Raw genomic sequence first — 16974 nt, forward strand, 5'->3', positions numbered from 1 at the left:
CCGCCGGGCCGGATGAATGCCATGGGCGGCCCGATCCGGTCCTGGCGCGCACTGAGGATCATCAGGCGAGGGGACGGACGCAGGCGGCTCGTCGGTCTGAGCCGGCGCGGCGCCTGCTGTCCGGTTGCCATCAGATCAGACCAACGCTGAAGGCGGCCACGCCCATCATGAAATGCACCAGCGTCACCCCGGCCAGATTTTGATGGCGCGCGTACAAGGCGCCGAAGGCAAATCCGGTCAGAATGGTCATGACCACCGCGACCAGTCCGAAATGCAGATGGAACATGCCGAACAGGATCGAGGCCAGCACGACCGATTGCCAACCGCTGCCGTCCCCAAGAAACCGTTGGAACGACGACTGCAGGAACCCGCGCGCGATCATTTCCTGCAGCGCGCTGTGCAGGAAATAGCTGATCGTGCCGAACAGTTCGAAGGGCACCGGCTGACCGGGAAGGGCGTCGAACATCTTCAGCACTTCGCCCAGCCCATAGGCGAAAAGGCATAGCGCCACCGCGATCACGGCACCCTCTTTCAGCGAACGCTTGAGCCCTACGGTCGTCAGACCCAGCGATTGCACCGAGATGTTCATGTGCCGGATCACGATGTAGCTCGGGATCATCAGTATCGCCAGATACTGCCAGGCGAACATCGCGGTATAGATGTCGACATCGAGCAGGGTGCGGGCGATGGCGTTGTTCACCAGCGTCCCGATCGACATCATGATAAGCGAATAGACAAAGAAAAGGCCGAACTGCTTTTGCTCGGATTTCAGCGCCAGTTCGCGCTGAAGCGTGGCCACGTGGCTGTTGGTGGACGCCCGCATCCGCCGGGTGACAAAGATCGCCAGTGCCCCCCGAAGCGCGGATAAATGCCGGTCGCCGTCCTGCCGTTCAAGGATTTCGTCCGGCCGGATCTCCAGCACCCGGCCTTCGGTTTCGGCCCGCACCGAGGCCGACCGCGGTTCGGGATCCAGGATGGCCATTTCGCCAAACGGTTCCCCTTCGCCCAGAACGGCCACACGGAAATCGGCATCGCCGCCGTCATTGGTGCGAAAAACGCCAAAGCTCCCCTCGCAAATGACGTAGAAGGGGGTGTCTCTGGCTCCCTGCGTTACGACTTCCATGCCGGGCGGCGTTCGAACTTCATGGGCCACCTCGCTCAGCAGGTCCAGCGTCTCGGGATCCAGATGCGGCAGCAGACGGGCAAAAATGCGCTCTGCTTCCTCGTTGCCTGAGGATCCTGCGCGCTGACCGGACCGCTCTTGCCGGCGATTCATGCAGCGTCCTTAGGGTGGAGGATGGCGCGTGTCGGCCGGAAGTCACGCCCACCGAGATAGAGCGCGATCACAACCGGCATCAACAACACATGATAGCTCCCGAACAGGCCCAGGCACCAAAATCCCTGGCTGCCAAGCGGAACCATCGCCGAAATGCCAAGCGCCCCGATGATCGCCAGAATCATCGGCACAGTGCCACGGTTCTGCGTCAGGTGGATGACGCTCAGCGCCAGCGCGATCAGGAAACTGGCCGAGTAATACAGGATCACGGCCATGAAATCATCCGAGGTGAGGATGACATGCAGGGGCCAGGTTGCCGTCAGGAGGCCCAGGGCGAGCACCCCCGCGCGGAGCCGGCCGGTGAGGTATTGCAGGGCAACCGCGACGATCATGCACAGGCTGCCGGCAATGATGGTGATCCGGGTCGCGACGATCAGCGGGCGGTGCATCGGATGCCCGACCGGCTCGTAGAATCCGTGATCGACCGCTCCGATCAACGAGGCCAGTCCGATCAGCGCAAGAGTGAAGCCCCAGATCCATGCGGGTGAGCCTGTCTGGACACCGGGCCGAAAGCACAGGCCGGCCAGGAAAAACAGCTCGCAGGCTAAAATGATATCAGTGATGGCGGAGATCGAAAGTTCTGAAATCATACTATGTTTCCAAGCCTCAAATCATCGAAGCGGGTATCATCAATTATTGATCAACTCTAGCGCAGTTCAGTGGGAATGCCCGCTGAAATCCCCAAGGAGGTCTCTCACGTTCCGGGCATTGAAGTTGGGTGCACCAAACCTCCGCCATTGAGAGTTTCAAGTCGGGTGTCCAACGGCCGGGAGGGCAGGCTGCGGCGATGACATTGCCGGGTGTCGGCAGACCTGCCGCCCCGGGGCGCTGAACCCCGGCGCGGCGGTCTGCAAGAGGTCCGGGCATCTTACGCGGCGGGCGTACCCCGGGGTCAGTCGCTCAGCGCAGGGCGGCCTCGATATTGCCGCCGTCCACGGTCATCACATGGGCGGTGGTGCGCTCGGATTGCGCCAGCGCGACAAAGGCCTCGGCGACATGGTGTGCCTCGACTTCGCGGCCCAGCAGGTTGCCGCCCAGATAGGTCGCCTCGTCCACCTTGCGGGCCGCCGCGCGCGCCGCGATCATTTCCGGGGTCAGCAGACCCGACCGGATGCGGTCGGCGTTGACCCCGTTCACCCGGATGCCGTCGCCGCCAAGTTCCAGCGCCAGTTGCCGCAGAAGAAAGAATGTCGTCGCCTTGGGCAGCCCATAGGCGGCGAACCCCTTGCCCGGATTGACCGCCTGTTTCGACACGTTGAACAGGATCTGACCGCCGCGCCGCTGCGCCCGGAACACCGCCACCGCAGTCTGGGCAAAGGCGTGATGGGCAAAAAAGTTCAGCTCGAAACTGGCCCGCAGCGTCTCGTCGGGCAGGGTGGCGACATCGCCGGTCATCGCCGCGCCGGCGTTCGACACCAGGATATCCAGCCCGCCAAAGCGGTTGACGCAGGCCGCGACCGCCTCGGACGGCGCGCCGGGCCGGGTGATGTCCAGGGCGGTGCCGCCGTGATCGCGGCCAAGCGAGGCGATGGCGGCGCTCAGCGCATCCGTGTCCCGGTCAACCAGGAACAGGGTGGCGCCCCGGGCGGCAAAGGCCTGCGCCGTGGCCAGACCGATGGCGCCGGCGCCGCCGGTCACCATGACGACGCGGCCCTGCATCGCGGGGCGCTTGCCCTTGCCCAGCTTGGCCTGTTCCAACGACCAGTATTCCATGTCGAAAAGGTCGGCCTCGCCAATCGGGCGAAAGCCGCCGCTTGCCTCGCCGTCGCGCATCACCCGCTGGCTTTGTTCGCCGATATCGGCGGCGATGCGCGCGGCCTTGGCGTCGGCGCCGATGCCCACCAGCCCCAGCCCGGCCACCCAGGCCAGGTTCGGCGTCGGCGACAGCATCGTCTTGGCGCCGCCGAAACGGGGGGCCTGACGGTCGAAATAGGCCGTGTAACCGGTCACGAAACGGTCGACGGCCGGGGCGATGGAATCGGCGCCGCCGGCGACCTCCTCTTGTGTCAGCACCAGCGGATGAGCCTTGGTGCGGATCACGTGGTCGGGGGTGGCGACGCCGCGGCTGGCCAGCGCCGCCAGATCGTCGCGTTCGAGAAAGCCCATCACATCGGCCCCATCGCGGATGTCAAAGACCGGCATCGGCTGATCCGTGGCCAGATGGGCGCCGATCGCGCCGCGCAGCGCGGCCAGCGCCTCGGCCCGCGCCGCGGCGGGCAGCGCCGCCGAGGGGCGCAGCGGTTCGGGGCGGCGGTCGGCCAGCCAGGCCTCGACCATGTTGGTGTGTTCGATGATCTTGTCATAGGACGACTTGGCGTCCCGCCCCCAGGCGAAATGGCCGTGGTTGATCAGCAGCAGCCCCTCGGCCCCGGGGTTCGCCTCGTAGGTTTCGGCGGCCAGTTTGGCCAGCGCGAAGCCCGGCATCACATAAGGCACAAGCGCCAGCTTGTCGCCGAAGATTTCCCGCGTGGCGGCCTCGGCCTCAGGCAGGTTGGCCAGCGCGAGGAAGGCGGTCGCATGGGTGTGATCGACGTATTTATGCGGCAGATAGGCGTGCAGCAGGGTTTCGACCGACGGGTTCGGCGCGGTCGAATCGAGCAGGTTCGAGCGCTGCACATTCACCATGTCCTCGTCGGAAAGGCTGGGCAGATCGCGCAGCCGCATCAGCGGTGCCATGCGCACCGCGGGCAGACCGGCGGCCTCGATCGTTTCCAGGTCCCAGCCCGATCCCTTGATGTGAATGACGTCGATCTCGTCGCCGTAGATGTCACGCGCGATCAGCTTCACCGAGGTGTTGCCGCCGCCATGCATCACCAGATCGGGGTCCGACCCGATCAGGCGGGAAGTATAGACGCGCAGGGCGAGTTCCCGCGCGCCGGCGTCGTCGCCGGCCTGGTCCTGCATGGCCGCGGCAATGCTCTCTTGCCATTTGTTAGGGATCATCTGCAAACTCCTGGTCGGATTTCGGAACGGCGGGGCTGGCAGCCGTGCCTTGATTTCTGCTGTGTTTTATACAAAAGTCAGAATGGTTTGTCATAGATAAAATGAGGCAATCGGATGGTCAGCACCAAACGCAGGACAACCGGGCGGATCAGCGGTGAGAATGTCGTGATCGAGGTGGCCTGGATGTATTACCAGGAAGGGCTGAACCAGAAGGAGATCGCCGACCGGCTGGAGATTTCTCGGGCAACGGTGGTCAACTACCTGCAAGAGGCGCGCGAGCGCGGGCACATCCGGATAACGCTGCACGCGCGGGCCTTTACCACCCATCGCGCGGCGGTCGAGCTGTGCAAAAGGTTCGGCCTGACCGCGGCCTATGTCATTCCTGACGAGGGCGCCGATGCGGAAACCGGTTTCTATCGCGTCGCGCATGGGGCGGCGCAGTGGTTGCCCGAACTGCTGGAAAGCGGCGACCGCCTGGGCGTTGCCTGGGGGCGAACGATCTACGAGCTGACCCAGGCCGCGGAAGAGACCCGGATCGACGATCTGACGGTGCTGCAACTGGTGGGCTCGATGGCGACGCCCTATGGCTTTACCGCCGAGGCCTGTTCGACGCGCCTGGCCCAGCGTCTGGGCGCGCGCTGTTTCAACCTGCACGCCCCGGCGATCCTGAGCAGCGCCGCGCTGGCCGAGGCGCTCCGCGCCGAGCCGATCATCCACAATCAGCTTGCGCGGTTGGAGACCTGCAACAAGTTTCTGTTTTCCGTCGGAACCTGCCTGCCGGACAGCCATGTGGTCGGCAGCGGGCTGGCGACGCTGGAGGAATTGGAGTGGTACGTCGCTCAGGGCGCCACCGGGGTTCTGTGCGGCCGCTTTATCGACGCCGGGGGGCAGGCCATCGCCGGCCCGCTGGAAGACCGGATGATCGGGATCCCGCTGGACAGGCTGGTCGGGCTGGACCAGGGCATTCTTGTCACCCCCGGAACGGACAAGGTGGCCGCATCGCTGGCCGCGATCCGGGGCGGCTACGTCACTCATCTGGTGACGAGTTTGAGTGTGGCCGACGCGCTTCTGGCGGCGGATTGATCGGATCGGCGGCGTCATTGGCCCGACTCCGGGCGAACCGGCGCAATCGTCCAATGGCGGCCCGGTCCCGTATGGCCCGTATGGCGGACCGACCCGGATCGAAGACAAGCTCCAAAAGGAAAAGACCCGGCGCCAGGCCGGGTCTTTTACGTTTCAGGGCCGTGCGTCTCAGCGGCCGGCAAGGTCGGGGAACATCGCCGCCAACGCCGCCGCATCGGCCCTGGCCACGCCGCGTTCGGTGATCAGCCCGGTGACCAGATCGGCGGGGGTCACGTCGAAGGCGGGATTGCGCGCCGGCGTGCCATCGGGCGAGATCTGAACCGAGACGATCCGCCCCTCGGCGTCGCGGCCCTGCACATGGGTGACCTCCTCGCCGTTGCGTTCCTCGATCGGGATTTCCCTGAGACCGTCGGATACGGTCCAGTCGATCGTGGGCGAGGGCAGGGCGACATAGAAGGGCACGTCGTTGGCCCGGGCCGCCAGCGCCTTGAGATAGGTTCCGATCTTGTTGCAGACGTCGCCGCTGGCGGTGGTGCGGTCGGTGCCGACGATCACCAGATCGATCTCGCCGTGCTGCATCAGATGGCCACCGGCATTGTCCACGATCAGATCGTGGCTGACGCCGTGACTGTTCAGCTCCCAGCTGGTCAGCTGCGCGCCCTGGTTGCGGGGCCGGGTTTCGTCCACGAAGACATGCACGTCGATACCGTTCTCGAGCGCGTGGTAGATCGGCGAGGTCGCGGTGCCCCAATCGACGGTGGCGAGCCAGCCGGCATTGCAATGGGTCAGCAGGTTGACCCTGCCGCCGCCCTTCTTCGCCGCGATCTCGCGGATGATTTCCAGCCCGTGCAGGCCGATCCGCCGGTTGATCTCGACATCCTCGTCGCAGATCTCCGCGGCGCGGGCAAAGGCGGCGTCTGCGCGCAGCTCCGGCCGCAGCGGGTGCAGCGCGCGGGTCATCTCGTCGAGCGCCCATTTCAGGTTGATCGCCGTGGGGCGGGTCTCGTGCAGCAGGTCATAGGTTTCGCGCAGCGAGGCGTCCGACGGGTCGGCCGCCATCTGCACCGCCACGCCATAGGCCGCCGTCGCGCCGATCAAAGGCGCGCCGCGCACCCACATGTCGCGGATCGCGTCGGCAAAGTCCGCCCGCGTGACCAGCGGCACGATGCGCAGCTCATGTGGCAGCCAGCGCTGGTCGATGATGCGCACCTCGCCCGAGGGCTCACGCCAGATGGAGCGGTAATGGGTGCCGTCGATTTTCATAGGTAGTCCTCTTGATTGGTCCGGCGGGCGAGATCGAGCACCTCTTCCATGCCGGTGAACTGTGCGCGCGCGACGGCCAGCGTCCGGCCCAGCATCAGGCCGCGCGCCTCGCAGGCGGCCCGCGCCGCGTCGTCGGCGATCTCGTCATATTCCGCGATATGGGCCAGCCCGAGCGTGCGGCGGTGAATCTCGATGCCGCAAAAGCCAAGGCAGTCGCGCCAGATCGCGGCCAGCCGCTCGATCCGGGCCTGCTCCGAGGCCAGACCGTGGCCCTGATCCTCGAACAGGCTGGCCTGATAGAGGATGCCGGTGCGCTCGCTGCGCCACAGACGGGTGAACTCGGCGGTGAAGCTGGTCCAGATCTCGTCCACCACCGACAGGATCCACTCCTGATACTCCGCGCGCGCACCCGGCGCCTCGGCGTGGCCGGGCTGGGCGCAATAGGCCATCAGGAAATTCGCGATCAGCATGCCGATGTCGAACCCCATCGGCCCGTAGGTGGCGAATTCGGGGTCGATCACGCGGGCCTCGTCTCCGGTCACCATGACCGAGCCGGTGTGCAGATCGCCATGCAGCAAGGTCTCGGCGTTATTGGCAAAGGTCATCTTGAGGTGCTGGGCGGCGATCTTCAGGTCGGTGTCGGCGCGCAGGGCGGTGACGATCGGGTCAAGCTGCGGTGTGTGCCGGTTCAGCTCGGCCGCGAAATAGGGGTCCGAGAACACCAGGTTTTCGGTAATGTCGCAAAGCTCGACGTTGCCGGCGAAGAGGGCCAGATCGGCCTTGCGCTCGGCCGTCGGCAGCGACAGGTCCGAGCCACGGAACAGCGTGCGGGCGCAGAAGCGGCCGAGAAAACCGCCAAGGCCCGCGTGGCGCGTTCCTGCCATCAGGCTCTTGCGCAGGATCACGTGCGGGCTGAGAAACTCCATGGCGATGATCGCCTGACCCTCGTCGAAGTAATAGATCTCGGGCACCGAACCGGGGTCGCGCCGGTTCTGGCGGGTCAGGGCGTTGTACTCGAAAAAAGCCCGTTTCAGCGGCAGCGGCCAGCTTTCTCCGACAAGGCGGACATAGGGCAGGGCCTGTTTCACCACGACGCTGCCGCCGGGGCCGTCGACGATGAACACCAGATTGAGATTGCCATCGCCAACCTCCCGCATGCGCCACTCCTGCGGGTCGCCCAGACGGGTGCGGACGGCGTCGATCTGTCCCAGCCTCCCGGCCAGGGTCGCCGGGCTCAGGGCTTGGAATTCCTGGGTCGTCACGGCTCTCCTCCTCTTGCTTGGCAGGGTGCGGAATGCCCGGAGGCGGCACCTTCGCAAGGTAGAATTCCGCGTCGTGATGCAATTGTCAAATTATATTGACATATGAAAGTTTCGAGGCGTAGCATCTGCCTCAACGGAGGAGAAAAGTAACGTGAGCGATCAGGCAATCCGGCTTTCCGGTCTGCACAAGGCCTTTGGTCGCAACCAGGTGCTGCGGGGGGTCGACCTGGAGATTCCCGCCGGGCAGGTGACCGTCCTGATGGGGGCGAACGGCGCCGGCAAATCCACCCTGGTCAAGATCCTGTGCGGCGTTCATGCCGCCGATTCCGGCGAGATCACGCTGGGCGGGGCACCGCTTGTCGCCAACTCGCCCTCGGACGCGCTGCGCGCCGGCGTGGTGACGGTGCACCAGAACATCAACGACGGCGTCGTGCCCGATCTCGATGTGGTCTCGAACCTTGTGCTCGACTCGCTGGCCGGGGGCGGGGGCGTGTTTCTGAGGCGCGGCCAGATGCGTGCGCGCGCAAGACAGATCGCGGCGGCCGTCGGCCTCGAGATCGACGTCAGGCGGCAGGTTTCGGACCTGTCTCTGGCCGACCGCCAACTGGTGTCGATCGCTCGGGCGATGGCGCATGAGCCAAGGCTGCTGATCCTGGATGAGCCGACCTCGTCGCTGTCGGCGGTCGAGGCGGACCGTCTGTTCGATCTGGTGGAGCAATTGCGTGATCGCGGGGTTGCGATCCTTTATATCTCGCATCGCATGTCCGATATCCGCCGGCTCGCGGACCGGATCGTGTCGATGCGCGACGGGGCGATTTCCGGCGTCTTCGAGGACGCGCCTCTGGATTACTCCGGCTCGGTCCGCGCCATGCTCGGCCATGAGATCACCGAGGTCGACATCGCCATTCCGCAGCCTGGACGCCCGGTCCTGGAGGTGCGGGATCTTGTCCTGCGCGACGGCGCGCGGCCGTTCTCGCTCGAGGCGCGGGAAAACGAGGTGATCGCCATCACCGGGTTGGTCGGCAGCGGCAAGTCTGATTTCGCCGGGGCGCTGTTCGGGCTCGCGGCGCCGGTATCCGGGACCATGAGGCTGGACGGCGGGCCGCATGCCCCGGCCAGCGCCCGGGCGGCCATCGACGCGGGCGTCTTTCTGTGCCCCAAGGACCGGCTGATCAACGCGGTGGTGGCGGATTTCGACATCACCCGGAACCTGACGCTGCCGTTCATTGCGCGGCACAGCCGGCTGTCCTTTTTGTCCTTCCGGTCCGAGCGCGCGACCGCCGGACGCATGATCGGCACCATGGGGATCGTATGTCAAAACCCGTCCGACGGCATCCTGACCCTGTCCGGGGGCAACCAGCAAAAGGTGATGGTTGCGCGCTGGATGGCCGAGGCGGCGCGCCTGCTGATCCTGGACGAACCGTTTCAGGGCGTCGACATCCAGGCCCGCCGCGACATCGGCCACAAGATTCGCGAAACCTCCGCACATCGCGCCACGATCGTTTTCGTCGCCGAACTCGACGAGGCCCTGGAAATCGCCGACCGCGTCCTCGTGATGAGCGAGCATTCGATCGTCGGCGAGCACCGAAATGAAAACATAGACGTGTCCGCGATCATGGCCCAGGTGGTCGACGCGGAACCAGCACGCGCAGCAGGACAATAAAATGAAGGACACCTCGCACCTGATCGATTTCGCGATCAAATATGGATTTCTGCTGTTGATGGCCGCGCTGATCGTCGTGTTCGGCCTCAACGCCGAGGGGTTTTTGTCGCCCTTCAGTGCGGTCTTCATCCTGCAATCGGTCGCCATCACCGGCATTCTGGCGCTGGGCGTGACCGCGACACTTGTCGTCGGCGGCTTTGATCTGTCGATCGGCGCGGTGGCGACCTCGGCGCTGATGCTGTCGGCCTATGTCATGGTCGTGTGGGAGATGAGCGCGGGCATGGCGGTGGTGCTGTGTCTGCTGATGGGGGCGGCCGTGGGGCTGGTCAATGGCCTGTTGATCGTCAAGGCCAGGATCCCCGATCTTCTGGCCACGCTGGGCATGATGTTCCTGCTGGTCGGATTGCAGCGGATCCCGACCGAGGGGCGCTCGATATCGACCGGCATGGCGCTGCCCGATGGCAGCACCGCCGCCGGCATCTTTTCACCGGGTTTTCTGATGCTGGGCCGCCACCGGCTGGACCTGATCGTGCCGGATCTGCTGCCGCTGTCCGTGGTGTTTCTGGTCGTGATCGCCGTTCTGGTCTGGGTGTTTCTGGAACTGACCCGGCATGGACGGCTGATGTATGCAATCGGCTCGAACGCGCAGGCGGCCAGCCTCGCCGGGGCCAACGTCAATCGCTACAAGATCGCGGCCTACATGATCTCCGGCACGCTCGCCTCGGTGGGGGGGATCCTGCTGGCGGCGCGTCTGGGGCGGGGCGACGTGGCCTCGGGCAACAACCTGCTGCTGGATTCGGTCGCCGCGGCGCTGATCGGCTTTGCGGTGCTGGGCGCGTCGAAACCCAATGCCTTCGGCACCGCCATCGGCGCGCTTTTCGTCGGCATCCTGCTGCAGGGGCTGACGATGATGAACGCGCCTTACTACACCCAGGATTTCATCAAGGGCGGGGTTCTCGTGATCGCGCTTGTCTTTACCTTCGCGCTGTCGGGCAGAGGAGGCCGGGGGCGCGGCTGATCAAACCAGGACCGCATAAAAAGGGAGGAAACCATGATTACCAGACGTGTGTTTGCAGGACTAATCGGGGCGGCGGCGATGCTGCCCGGGCTGGGCTGGGCGGCAGATATGCCCGCGCCGCTGGACAACCCGGGCGATGTGAAGGTCGCGCTGGTGCGCTATCTGTCCACCGGCGATTTCTTCCAGGCCTATCTTTCGGGCGTGGAGAAGCAGGCCGCCGCAATCGGCGTTGATCTGCGCGTTTTCGACAGCCGTCAGGATGCGGCGTTGCAGGCCGACATGGTCGACCAGGCCATCGCCCTCGGCGTGGATGGCATCATCATCCAGCACGGGCTGACCGAATCCATGCAGGCCGCCGCGCAACGCGCGGTCGAGGCCGGCATCAAGGTGGTGGCCTTCGACGTCAACGTCGAGAACGACGCCATCCCGCAGATCGAACAGTCGGACCGCGACCTGGCCCGCCTGGCGCTGGAACAGGCGGTGGAGGACAACGGCACCGAATTCACCGCCGGCTATGTCTATGTTCCGGGCATCGCGCCGCTCGATCGCCGCGACGAGACTTGGGTCAAGGTCAAGGCCGCCAACCCCGGCATCAAGCAGGTCGCCGAATTTGGCACCCTCGACAACCCGATCGCCAACTCGGTCGCCAACCAGGCGCGCTCGGTGCTCTCGGCCAACCCCAGCATCACCGTGATGTTTGCCCCCTATGACGAGTTCGCCAAGGGCGTGAAGATCGCCGTGGACGAGGCCGGCATGACCAGTCAGGTGTCGATCTACTCGGCCGACGTCTCGACCGCTGACATCGCCGCCATGCGCGAGGCCGGCTCGGCCTGGAAAGCCACCGCCGCAACCAACCCCGCCGTGGTGGGCGAGGTGTCGGTGCGCGCGCTGGCGATGCTGCTGGCGGGCGAGGATCCGGGCCACAACGTCATCGTGCCGCCGACCCTGATCACCCAGGCGATGCTGAACGATCTCGACATCAAGAACATGGAGGACCTGGGCAAGAAGGCGCCCGCCTTTGCCCATGCCGATGTCGCGGTGCCGGACTGGATGCCGCTTCCGGCGCGCTAAGGGACCGACCACTCACTCACGGACATTGACGGGGCCGGGGCACATGCCTCGGCCCCGTTTCCTTGTCCGGTTGCCCGCAAGGAGATCAACACATGCTCAAGGGTATAGACCCACGTATGCCCGCCGACCTGCTCGATACGCTGATGCGGATGGGCCATGGCGACGAACTGGCGGTCGTGGACTGCAACTTTCCGGCCCACAGCACCGCCTCCCGCACCCACAGCGGGCGAATGATCGAGCTGCCCGGGTTCTCTGCGCCGCAGGCGATCGAACTGGTCACCGCGCTCATGCCGCTGGATTCCTTCGCCCCGGAAGGCGCCCTGTGGATGGAGGTCGACGGCCAGGGTCCGGTGCCCGAGGCGGTTCACCGTGAGGCCATCGCGGCAATACAGGCCGATCCGTCCGACAGCTGCGACATCGGCAGCATTGCCCGCAGCGCCTTTTACCAGCGCGCGGCGCAGGCCTATGCGGTGCTGCGCTGCACCGAGACCCGCGCCTTTGGCTGCTTCATCCTGCGCAAAGGGGTCATTCTGTGAAAAAGAGGACCGGCCCGAAGCGGGCCGGTCCAGTCGACCGAAGGAAGGTCAGCTCTCAGGCTTCTGCGGCCCGAACGGCATCCAGCGCCGCGCGCATCGCGGCAATACCCTCGCCGATCCGCTCACCAAGGCGCAGCAGGCTGCCCCCCAGCAGATACACAACGTCATCGCCATACATCGCCGCCATATCGGCGGCACGATCAACGCTCATGCCGCCGCCGGGACTGGGCAACATCGGCCGGCCCGGCCCGGCGCCGTCGCGGCAGGCGTGCGCGATCCCGGCGCATTCAGCGTGGCTGAACCCGAACCGCCCGCCCACATTGGGGAACACCGAGATGTCGGCGCCGGCGATGCGTTGCAGCGTTCCGAACATCACCCCGTGATCGAATCCGGTATCCGGGGACAGCACATAGGGGCCCAGAAAGCTGGGATGCGTCATCACCGGCATGTTCAGTTCCCTGTCGCGGGCAATGCGCGAGACAGTGCCAAAGCCCAGCAGTCCCGGCAGGACCAGCAACCCGTCCGCCCCGGCATCGCGGGCAAAGCGGATGTTGCCCTCCAACTGGTCCGGCTGCCCGGCAAGCGTCGGGAAATACAGCGCCCGGCCGCCGGTCTCGGCATTCGCGCGGGTGACGGCGGCGGCGGTCTTTTCGACCCTTTCGCGGAACGGCGCCATCGGCTGATCCATCAGCCCGTGGTCCTCCTTGACGATATCGGCGCCGCCGCGGGCGCAAAGATAGCCGATCCGCGCCAGATCGTCGGCGTCCAGCCCCTGCGGCTTCAGCACCGGGGCGATCAGGCCGCCCGCGGGGCGCCCGCAGAGCGCGCGTACGCCGTCGATCCCGAACCGGGGGCCGGGATGGCGCCGGGCCATCTCCTCACCTGGCTCGATGCCGACCACCCGCAGCCCCCGCTGGATCGAGGAATTGCCGAAGATCACGTTGAAGAACTGCGCGATCTCGAAACCCGCGCTGTGCGGGCTGTAGGAGAGGGTGGCGCGGAACTGTCCGTCGCCGTCGGATCCGATCTCTTCCACCCGGCCGAGGATCTCGTCCTCGATGAACCCTGCCGGGACCACGTCCCGGGGGATCTCGACGGTCTGTTCCAGCGCGATCGCCTCGGCGCGGACCTTTGCCTCGGCCAGTTCCGGGGCGAAGATCCGGTAGGTGACGGAAAACCGCGTCATCACAGCGCCTCGGCCTTGACGGCGGAATGCACCGCCTCGACCCGGACCGCGTCCAACGCGTCCTCGTCGATGCCGGTTTCCTCGCCGGTCAGCCGTTCGATCCCGCGCACCAGCGCCAGCGCGTCCAGACCATAGTAGTTCATCAGGTAGGGGCGCGAGCCACCATGGGCATAGGTGTCCCGCAGCCCCAGCCGCACCAGTTTCTTGCCCAACCCCGCCTCGGCCATCGCCTCGGCCGTCATGCTGCCGATGCCGCCCGCAACCAGGTGGTTTTCCAGCGTGACGACGCCATGTTTCACGCTGGCCGCATGGGCCACGATCGCCTCGGCGTCGAAGGGCTTCAGCGTGCTCAAATGCAGGTGGCGCACCGAAACGCCGGCCTTGTCCAATGCGCCGCGGGCGCGGATCGCCTCTTCGGTGGTGATGCCGGCGGTGATGACAAGAACGTCGTCCCCCTCGGACAGGATCCGGATCTCGCCCACCTTGAAGGGGGTGTCGAACAGCCGCGGGACCGACCCGCGCAGCACCCGGCAATAGACCGGGCCGTCGATGCTGTCGGCGGCCTCGACGATGCCTTCGACCTCGGTGGCGTCGCCGGTTTCCAGCACGGTCATGTTCGGAATCGTGCGCAGGACCGAGATATCCTCGATCGCCTGGTGGGTCATGCCGCCGGGCGTGGTGACGCCGGGCAGGAATCCCATCAGCCGCACCTTGCGGCGCGGATAGGCGATCGAGGCCATCAGCTGGTCATAGGGGCGGCGATAAAGGAACACCCCGAAGGTGTGGATAAAGGGGCGGAACCCCGCCAGCCCGAGTCCGCCGGCAAAAGACAGCATGTTCTGCTCGGCCATGCCCATGGACAGGAACTGATCCGGGTGACGGTCGCGGAAGCCGTCGATCTCGCAGCTCGAGGTGAGGTCGGCGGATAGACACAGCACCTCGGGGTGTTGCACAGCATACCGTTCGAAGGCGCCCGCATAGGGGCGGTTGACCATTTCCATCTCAGTGCCCTCCCAGATCGACCGGGGCGATGCCCAGTTCGGCCGCGATTGCCGTGTTCATCTCGTCGCGTTCCTCGGCGCTCTTGAATCGCACGTAATGCAGGCGCGGGAACCGTTTCATCAGGAAATCCATACCCTTGGTCGGGCTGGAATGGGCGAGGATGATCAGCGGGCGGCCCTCATGCGGTTCGGCCCTGGCCTGGCGCATCGCGTCGATGTCGTGGGCGTCGATCTCGACCACCACGGCGCCGAAATCGCGCAGCTTGGTGGAGATGTCGCCCACCTCCATCACGCTGTCCATCGCGCCGTCGCATTGCTGGCGGTTGACGTCCATGATGGCCCAGAGGTTGTCGATGCCATGATGGGCGGCGGCCTGCACCGCCTCCCAGGTCTGGCCCTCCTGCACCTCGCCGTCGGACATGAAGACGCAGACCTTGCCGCTTTCACCCTTGCGCTTGCGGCCCCAGGCCAGCCCCGCGCCGGTCGAGAACCCGATCCCCAGCGTGCCGTTGTGCACCTCCATGCCGGGGCTGTGCTCGGCCCCGATCATCTCGACCGAAGAGCCATCCTGATTGAACATCTCCAGCCCCTCGGGCGCCATGCGGCCGACCTCGATCAGGGCGGCATAGGCGACCAGCGCGTAATGGGCCGGGGCGATGAAGAGGCGGTCGAAATGCGGCTCGAACGGGCCATTGTAGCCGGCCCCGGTGACATAGTCCGGATTGTCGGCCGAGGGCACGCCGCCGAACGGGCGCGGGATCATCGGCAGTGTCGGCTGCCCGAGGGTCAGGGCCTCGTTGTACAGAAAGGCGAGCTGTTCCGCGGCCGAGCAGGCCTGGCTGAGATAGCCGCCATTGTTGCGCATGGAATGTTCAAAGACCCGGCGGCGAATGCCAAGCGCGACCTCTTCGGTGGTTTTCACGTTCTGCAAGGCCTGCGCCCCCCCGATCACTGATGCCCGTTCGGGCAGAGTATCCGGTACGGCGGATACATTAGTCAATATTAATTGACTAATGATAATCGCGTTGTGGATGGCTGCGCCCGGAACGAAAGCCGCCGCCGTCAGGCGGCGTCGAGGCGCAGGCCGGGCCTCAGGCGGGTGAAGGGCAGGCTGGGCAGGTCACAGGGGTTGGCCCCCGGCGCGACCGCGAACAGGATGTTTTGCGTGATCCGCTTGTAATCGGCCATGAAATGCACCGCGCTTTTCACGCAGATGATGCTGTGTTCGGACGGTTCGATTCCGGCGACGCGGAAGAATTCCTGATCCAGATTCTGCGCCCGTACGGTGCCGACGACCACCCGAATTCCGGTCCCGGCGATGCGCAGTCCCGCGATCGGACCCAGATCGGCCTCCGAGCCACCAAAACTGGGGCCGGAGCAGCGGAATTTCCCATCCGACAAGGTCTCGACGATGACATCGACCTCCAGCGGTTCGGAATATTGCCGGTGACCGCCGCCGAGCCGGACCGCGATCCGCGCGCCGATCCCGGCGGCGTGGGCGGCGGCGGCGGTTTCGGGATCCTGCAGCATGGACAGCACGGCATCGGGGGCCTGCGCGTCGATCAGCGCCCTGAGGATCCCCGTGGTGTCGCCGGTGCCGCCGGCACCGGGATTGTCCTGCGGATCGGCGATGACGACGGGGCCGGGGGTGGCCATGGCCCGTGCCACCGCCTCTGCGGCGGGAAGAAGGCGCGCATCGAACTGCGGTTCCACCTCGGCCAGATGGGCCGCGGTTGCATCCGCCGCGGCATCGGCGGCCTCCTGGGTCTCGGCATAGGCGAAGATCGACGGGCCGCAGTCGGGGATATCGGCGGGCGGGAACCCCAGCGCGAGGTCGAGCGAGACCGCACCGCGTGTGTCCAGCGCCGCGTAGAGGTCTTTCGCCGGGCTGAACTCGGTCGTCTGGGCGGTGATCGGCGTCAGGTAATTACCCTGCCGATAGGCGCCGAAGAGCGGCGCGGCCATCGCGCGGTCGAGCAGCTCGGCGGCGCGGGCGCCGGTCCGGGCGAAATCGGTATGCGGATAGGTTCGATAGATCGTCACCACGGTTGCCGCCTCGAAAAAGGCGGGGCTGAGGTTGCCGTGCAGGTCCAGGCTGACCGCGATCGGGAAGTCGGGGCCCATCGCCTGCCGGATCCGGTTCAGGATTTCGGCCTCGGCGTCGGGATAACGCCGGGTCACCATCGCGCCGTGCAGGTCCAGATAGGCGGCGTCGGGCCGCGCCGCGACGATGCCCTCGACGATTTCGCCGGTGATGGTGTCAAAGGCCTCGTCGGTGACATAACCACCCGGCTCGGCCATCGCCCAGAGAATCGGGATCATGTCGTGGTCGCAGGTGTCGATGAAACCGGCGATCGGGATGTTGAGCCCGTCGAAGACCTGAAAGATGTCAGCCCCCCGGGTCAGCGCGGGCCAGGCGCCCTGGCGCTGGAAATCCGAAAGAGTGGTCTCATCCGGAGCAAAGGTGTTCGTTTCGTGCTGTAAGCCGGCGATGGCGATGCGGGTCATTGAACGGTCTCAGTGCTTTGGGGAGTGAAAAAGGAGGCGTGGTTGGAACCCGGGGCGTGACATCGGACGCGCTGCGCCATTGTCACGAAGGAAAATATATGCAC

The 16974-nt window shown here is 65.8% G+C and carries 14 protein-coding genes; 5 read left to right on the top strand and 9 right to left on the bottom strand.

Annotated elements, in window-relative coordinates:
- Nucleotides 1–130 precede the first annotated feature (130 nt).
- The 3 genes from E1832_RS05550 to E1832_RS05560 form a co-directional block, all read right to left on the bottom strand.
- A complete protein-coding gene (locus tag E1832_RS05550; RefSeq protein ID WP_133358741.1) occupies nt 131–1276 on the bottom strand; it encodes a cyclic nucleotide-binding domain-containing protein in 1146 nt (381 codons plus the stop codon).
- Nucleotides 1273–1926: a DUF6962 family protein gene (locus E1832_RS05555; RefSeq protein WP_133358742.1), complete on the bottom strand. Its 654-nt coding sequence runs from the start codon at nt 1924–1926 to the stop codon at nt 1273–1275. Before E1832_RS05555 ends, E1832_RS05550 begins: the two co-directional genes overlap by 4 nt.
- Nucleotides 1927–2236: 310 nt before the next feature.
- A complete protein-coding gene (locus tag E1832_RS05560; protein WP_133358743.1) occupies nt 2237–4279 on the bottom strand; it encodes a bifunctional aldolase/short-chain dehydrogenase in 2043 nt (680 codons plus the stop codon).
- Between the two features lie 114 nt (nt 4280–4393).
- On the opposite strand from E1832_RS05560, the gene E1832_RS05565 reads away from it, so the two are divergent.
- Nucleotides 4394–5362 (top strand): sugar-binding transcriptional regulator, encoded by a 969-nt coding sequence (locus E1832_RS05565; RefSeq protein WP_133358744.1) that lies wholly within the window; start codon nt 4394–4396, stop codon nt 5360–5362.
- A gap of 168 nt (nt 5363–5530) precedes the next feature.
- Here the strand turns inward: E1832_RS05565 and mtnA are convergent, their stop codons facing one another.
- Nucleotides 5531–6625, bottom strand: coding sequence for an S-methyl-5-thioribose-1-phosphate isomerase (mtnA, locus tag E1832_RS05570; protein WP_133358745.1), 1095 nt, complete (start codon nt 6623–6625; stop codon nt 5531–5533).
- The gene (mtnK, locus tag E1832_RS05575) at nt 6622–7887 is read right to left on the bottom strand and encodes an S-methyl-5-thioribose kinase (RefSeq protein WP_133358746.1); all 1266 of its coding nucleotides are present in this window, start codon (nt 7885–7887) and stop codon (nt 6622–6624) included. The genes mtnA and mtnK overlap by 4 nt, the downstream gene beginning before the upstream one ends.
- Before the next feature lie 151 nt (nt 7888–8038).
- Here mtnK and E1832_RS05580 point away from each other — a divergent pair, with 151 nt between their 5' ends.
- From E1832_RS05580 to E1832_RS05595, 4 genes are all read left to right on the top strand, one after another.
- Nucleotides 8039–9550, top strand: coding sequence for a sugar ABC transporter ATP-binding protein (locus tag E1832_RS05580; RefSeq protein ID WP_133358747.1), 1512 nt, complete (start codon nt 8039–8041; stop codon nt 9548–9550).
- Nucleotide 9551: 1 nt separating this feature from the next.
- Nucleotides 9552–10568: an ABC transporter permease gene (locus E1832_RS05585; protein ID WP_133358748.1), complete on the top strand. Its 1017-nt coding sequence runs from the start codon at nt 9552–9554 to the stop codon at nt 10566–10568.
- A gap of 33 nt (nt 10569–10601) precedes the next feature.
- Nucleotides 10602–11639: a substrate-binding domain-containing protein gene (locus tag E1832_RS05590; protein ID WP_133358749.1), complete on the top strand. Its 1038-nt coding sequence runs from the start codon at nt 10602–10604 to the stop codon at nt 11637–11639.
- 92 nt (nt 11640–11731) lie between these two features.
- Nucleotides 11732–12175 carry an RbsD/FucU family protein gene (locus tag E1832_RS05595; protein WP_133358750.1) on the top strand — a complete coding sequence of 148 codons (444 nt, stop codon included), beginning with the start codon at nt 11732–11734 and terminating at the stop codon, nt 12173–12175.
- 55 nt (nt 12176–12230) lie between these two features.
- On the opposite strand, the gene E1832_RS05600 is transcribed toward E1832_RS05595, so the two are convergent.
- The 4 genes from E1832_RS05600 to E1832_RS05615 all read right to left on the bottom strand — a co-directional run bounded on the left by E1832_RS05600 (nt 12231) and on the right by E1832_RS05615 (nt 16870).
- Nucleotides 12231–13361, bottom strand: coding sequence for a RuBisCO large subunit C-terminal-like domain-containing protein (locus E1832_RS05600; protein ID WP_133358751.1), 1131 nt, complete (start codon nt 13359–13361; stop codon nt 12231–12233).
- A complete protein-coding gene (locus tag E1832_RS05605) occupies nt 13361–14362 on the bottom strand; it encodes a transketolase family protein (protein WP_133358752.1) in 1002 nt (333 codons plus the stop codon). Before E1832_RS05605 ends, E1832_RS05600 begins: the two co-directional genes overlap by 1 nt.
- 1 nt (nt 14363) lies before the next feature.
- Nucleotides 14364–15284 (bottom strand): transketolase, encoded by a 921-nt coding sequence (locus tag E1832_RS05610; protein ID WP_245513845.1) that lies wholly within the window; start codon nt 15282–15284, stop codon nt 14364–14366.
- A 140-nt stretch (nt 15285–15424) separates the two neighbouring features.
- Entirely contained in the window at nt 15425–16870 is a 1446-nt protein-coding gene (locus E1832_RS05615; protein ID WP_133358754.1) for a M81 family metallopeptidase, read from the bottom strand.
- Between the last annotated feature and the right edge of the window lie 104 nt (nt 16871–16974).

The sequence above is a fragment of the Antarcticimicrobium luteum genome, assembly GCF_004358185.1.
GTDB lineage: Bacteria > Pseudomonadota > Alphaproteobacteria > Rhodobacterales > Rhodobacteraceae > Antarcticimicrobium > Antarcticimicrobium luteum.